The sequence below is a fragment of the Mesorhizobium sp. M7A.F.Ca.CA.001.08.2.1 genome, from assembly GCF_003998455.1.
In the GTDB taxonomy this organism is placed as follows: domain Bacteria; phylum Pseudomonadota; class Alphaproteobacteria; order Rhizobiales; family Rhizobiaceae; genus Mesorhizobium; species Mesorhizobium ciceri.
Genome location: NZ_RZPW01000625.1, coordinates 1 through 3823 on the forward strand (window position 1 = coordinate 1; position 3823 = coordinate 3823).

6 protein-coding genes are annotated in these 3823 nt (G+C 57.5%); 3 read left to right on the forward strand and 3 right to left on the reverse strand.

The features are described 5' to 3' along the window. Window positions 1–214: 214 nt before the first annotated feature. Window positions 215–469 carry a hypothetical protein gene (locus EN914_RS27705; RefSeq protein ID WP_024505445.1) on the reverse strand — a complete coding sequence of 85 codons (255 nt, stop codon included), beginning with the start codon at window positions 467–469 and terminating at the stop codon, window positions 215–217. 10 nt (window positions 470–479) lie between these two features. Then, window positions 480–713 carry a hypothetical protein gene (locus tag EN914_RS27710; RefSeq protein WP_013525244.1) on the reverse strand — a complete coding sequence of 78 codons (234 nt, stop codon included), beginning with the start codon at window positions 711–713 and terminating at the stop codon, window positions 480–482. A 75-nt stretch (window positions 714–788) separates the two neighbouring features. On the opposite strand from EN914_RS27710, the gene EN914_RS27715 reads away from it, so the two are divergent. From EN914_RS27715 to EN914_RS27725, 3 genes are all read left to right on the forward strand, one after another. Beyond that, the gene (locus tag EN914_RS27715) at window positions 789–1508 is read left to right on the forward strand and encodes an SOS response-associated peptidase (RefSeq protein ID WP_024505444.1); all 720 of its coding nucleotides are present in this window, start codon (window positions 789–791) and stop codon (window positions 1506–1508) included. A gap of 68 nt (window positions 1509–1576) precedes the next feature. Beyond that, window positions 1577–1819, forward strand: coding sequence for a hypothetical protein (locus tag EN914_RS27720; RefSeq protein ID WP_024505443.1), 243 nt, complete (start codon window positions 1577–1579; stop codon window positions 1817–1819). A gap of 514 nt (window positions 1820–2333) precedes the next feature. Next, entirely contained in the window at window positions 2334–2618 is a 285-nt protein-coding gene (locus EN914_RS27725) for a hypothetical protein (protein WP_013525246.1), read from the forward strand. A 95-nt stretch (window positions 2619–2713) separates the two neighbouring features. Here EN914_RS27725 and EN914_RS27730 read toward each other — a convergent pair whose 3' ends face one another. Next, entirely contained in the window at window positions 2714–3004 is a 291-nt protein-coding gene (locus EN914_RS27730; protein WP_013525247.1) for a hypothetical protein, read from the reverse strand. Between the last annotated feature and the right edge of the window lie 819 nt (window positions 3005–3823).

Genomic DNA, 3823 nt, shown 5'->3' on the forward strand with positions numbered 1-3823 from the left:
AGAAACAGGTTCCAGCCCTACGAAAAAGATTAATCGCGGGTGGCCCGCCACCGGGTCTCGGAGCCAGTGGCGGGCCTTGCTTGGCTGTTTCAAGGAGATTTCCTTACCAAGCGCATTCCGAACTTCGACTGCGGACGCATGTTCCTCCCAGGTCGGTGCAAGAGTTTATGCACCCGGTGGCAATCGATGCATTGGCCAAGGGACGCCCAACAGGTCAACAGACCTTAATCGGCTTTCCAGCGCGCAACATGGCCCGCGCAATTGCGAGTTGCGTTTCCAGCCTAGCGTTCTCTTTCTGAGCCATATTGTTGGCCGCTATGAGCCGTTTCAGCGCCCGCAATGTCTCGCCTCGCGTCCATCCCGCCTCCAGCATGCAATCGACAATCGCCTGAAAGCCCGGCTCCATGGCCTCCTGGCAGTCGATGGCTCGGTCCTGATAATCGTCCTGTCGCTTGGGCGGATTGACCATATCTGCGTTCTCAGTTGGCGGGGCCTTTGGGCTTTGTCTCGGACGTAGATCCGTCGAGGAGATCGAGAAATGAGTGCAACGCCTTCACCATCATCCGAGCGCCGTTTTCGCTCAGGGTGAAGGATCGCTTCCCCTCGGCAGTTAATAGCCCGACAAGGCAGACCTCGGGATTATCGCGGTCATCGATTTCGATTGTGACGCCCGAGACCGCTGGCAGCATTACGTCCTTTGGCTTCTTCGGCATCACCACAACCTTGATACGTTCTCACTCCGTTCCCATCTTGGGCGGGCCTCGATCCTTGTCAATGAGACGACCTGAATGTGTGGACGCGTTTTTGTAAAATCGACCATCCCGGACATGGTGCGGCGCTTCGAGTTCGCGCACCCTGGCGACGTTGAGCGTTTGGGCAACGGGTTCCCGGTCTGGAATGGCGCGCCCAGCCTGACCTATCCAATCATTGTACGTGAAGAGCTTTCCACGAGCATGGCCGGTTTCCTTTCTGCGAAGTGGGGGCTGGTTCCCGGCTGGGCGCGCGATGGCGGCGGGCGGCCACCGCCTGTCAATGCGCGGTGCGAGACGATTGCCAGCAACGGCATGTTCCGAAAAGCATACGCCGCGCGCCGTTGCCTGGTGCCCGTCGACGGCTATTTCGAATGGCAAAAGCTCGATGGTTCGGGCACGAAAAAGCAGCCTTACGCTATCGCGATGACGGAGGACGAGCCTTTTGCCATGGCTGGAGTATGGGAAGAATATGCCGACAAGGCGACCGGCGAGTTGATCCGGACCTTCGCTGTCGTCACCTGCGAGCCCAATACGTTGATGGCGACGATCCATGATCGGATGCCGGTTATTCTGGCGCCTGCCGATTACATGCGCTGGCTCGGACCGGAACTGGATCCACGCGACCTCATGAAGCCATATCCTTCGGAGCTGATGAAGATGTGGCCGATCGACAGGAAGGTCGGAAGCCCGCGAAACAACACGCCGGACATCATTGACGAAATTGGCGTGGGACCAAACGACCTTTTCGACGTTTGAGCCTTTACACTGAACGGTCGCGGTAGGAATATTGTCCTCAGGTGGGGCGACTCTCAAAAGGTGTCGCAATGGCTAGGTCAAAACCCTCAAAGCAGTTATCACAGGCTGAAATCGAGCGCTTCCTGGTGGCAGCGGAAGCGCTGCACCTAAGCATCATCAAGCCGTTCATATCGCCACATTGCGACCACTACAGGCAGACGCGCGTCCTGCATGAGGTGCTATTGAAGGCCGTGCGGGACGTCACCGGGAAAGAGGTCGAGTTCATCCGGTGGAACACCACTGGACCGGTGCTGCCCCCTAAGGCTGGGTAAGCGCCTGGCGGCCGGGGATCGATCAGGCCGAACCCGCAGAACTGACAATGACCGCGATGCGGATAGCGACGGCATCAAGTCCGCCGTCGTAAATTCTCGTGAGGACGTGTTCCGCAGTTTCAGCCCTTTGGGCAGTGCAACCGCGAACGTCGCCACCGCCCAACCTTGCCGGCCTGTTGGCGACGCAATCCCAAACTCCCCACAATCCGTCGCGCTCAACATGACAATAGAATCTGTGCTTGTGATTTTCCACGCAAGGTAAACCCCCCGCATCCCCATTGGGGTCCAATCTATCCAGGAAGGTGGTTAATGGGCCCGCGTTTGCCGATCGCACTTTAGGCTGGCCGCAGTGGTCCGTCGCCCCACGGTGGACTCCTCACTGCACCGGCCACGACATCAGCGCGGTCAGACGGCTGCCGATGCGAAATCGGCGAGATGCGGGAACAGAGTTCAGACGCCGACGTTTTTTCCCCAGGTCACGCGATTTGCGCGTGTAGAACTAACGGAGGAAAAAATGAGCATCAAAATGCTTACGATGGGCGCGATGGCGCTCGCAGTGATGACGGGCTCAGCGCTGGCTGGCAGCAGCACCACTTCCGCGCTCGATGATCCTGCAAAGATGTCACCTTTCTTCACGGATGCCGGCATGAAAACCTTGAGGTCGGAAGCGGATTTCAAGACCGCATGGATGTCCATGAAACCGGATGAACAAAAGGCGGTGCTGAAAGACTGCGGCGACACCACGCTCAACAAGTCGCACGCTGATTTCTGTGCCATGGCCAAGAAGATGGGCGGCTGAGAATAACCGCTCTAGGCATTGTTCCCGAAACGTATTTGGCCCGTCCCTTAGGCACGGGCCTTTTTCTGCGGACCATTCCCTTGCGAGCCATGTTGCTAAGCGCTCCCGTCGGTCTCGCTTTCCTCGTCAATCATCCGGACTGGCAGATAAGCATTCGTTTCCAGCCACTCACGCAAGACGATCTGAATGAGCTCCGACCGGCCGATTTTCATTTCAGCGGCAATGGAGTTCAGTGCGTCCTGTGTTGCTGGCTCTAGCGGGAGGCCGGCGACGTTCCGGAGCATCAACGCAGCGCGCCGAAGCATGATCTGAAGATCCCCTCGCGACATGTCGGCGATGCTATCGGCGGCGTTCTCCAGTTCTTTGGCGAAGGATGATAGGGGCATGGCTCTCATCCTAAAGACAACAGCGGAATAATACACAGCAATTCAATTGAACAACGGGTGTATCGGGGAACGCGGCAAAATTATCCTGGTTGGATTGGCAGCAGGGATCACGGTTCACCTGGGCGGGCATCAATGGATGAAAGGACATGAGATGCACCTTGCTGAGCTTACCAAGTATGCGGTCCAGGGACAGCGTCATTCACAGCGTATGCAGAGAACCGGCATCGGCAACGGCGGCTGGCCACTGTGGACCGAGGCGGAGACAGAAATATGCCGCTCGCTCTATCCAGACTACAAGGCCATGCGCAAGGCGTTGCCACATCGCACCCAAGCCGCCCTGGCGACACGATGCCAGACACTAGACATAGCTAAGAGGCGCCGTATCTGGACGGCAAGAAGTGATGCATTGTTTCGGAGACTCGATCGGACAGCAAGTGCGTCAGAGCTTTGCGCCGCGTTTCCTGACCACAGCCTCAAGAAATTATGCTGCCGAGGCAGCGCCCTGGGTCTTTCCCGCCCTAAAGTTCGCTACAAGCCTACTGGTTTGCTTTACTCGACGAACTTCGATCGGAATGTTCGCGACGAAACGTAACCATGGCCGAACTTGACGAATTTGCGAGGTCAAAGCGCTACTTCCGTCACAAAAACTGGAGGGGCGCCCGAGGCTTTGTCGACTACAATGCCATTGTGCGCGGAATACGAGAACTCGGCGGTACAGTCCACATCGAATGGAGCGAGCAATGAGCGCCTTCTTCCGGTGCCGGGTCGAGGCGACGATCGAGCACATGATAGCCCTTCTGGATGAGATGGATGGTGATC

Coding starts and splice junctions, on each gene's coding strand:
- EN914_RS27705 (WP_024505445.1), bottom strand. CDS start 469: ATGGTCAATCCGCCCAAGCGACAGGACGATTATCAGGACCGAGCCATC.
- EN914_RS27710 (WP_013525244.1), bottom strand. CDS start 713: ATGCCGAAGAAGCCAAAGGACGTAATGCTGCCAGCGGTCTCGGGCGTC.
- EN914_RS27715 (WP_024505444.1), top strand. CDS start 789: ATGTGTGGACGCGTTTTTGTAAAATCGACCATCCCGGACATGGTGCGG.
- EN914_RS27720 (WP_024505443.1), top strand. CDS start 1,577: ATGGCTAGGTCAAAACCCTCAAAGCAGTTATCACAGGCTGAAATCGAG.
- EN914_RS27725 (WP_013525246.1), top strand. CDS start 2,334: ATGAGCATCAAAATGCTTACGATGGGCGCGATGGCGCTCGCAGTGATG.
- EN914_RS27730 (WP_013525247.1), bottom strand. CDS start 3,004: ATGCCCCTATCATCCTTCGCCAAAGAACTGGAGAACGCCGCCGATAGC.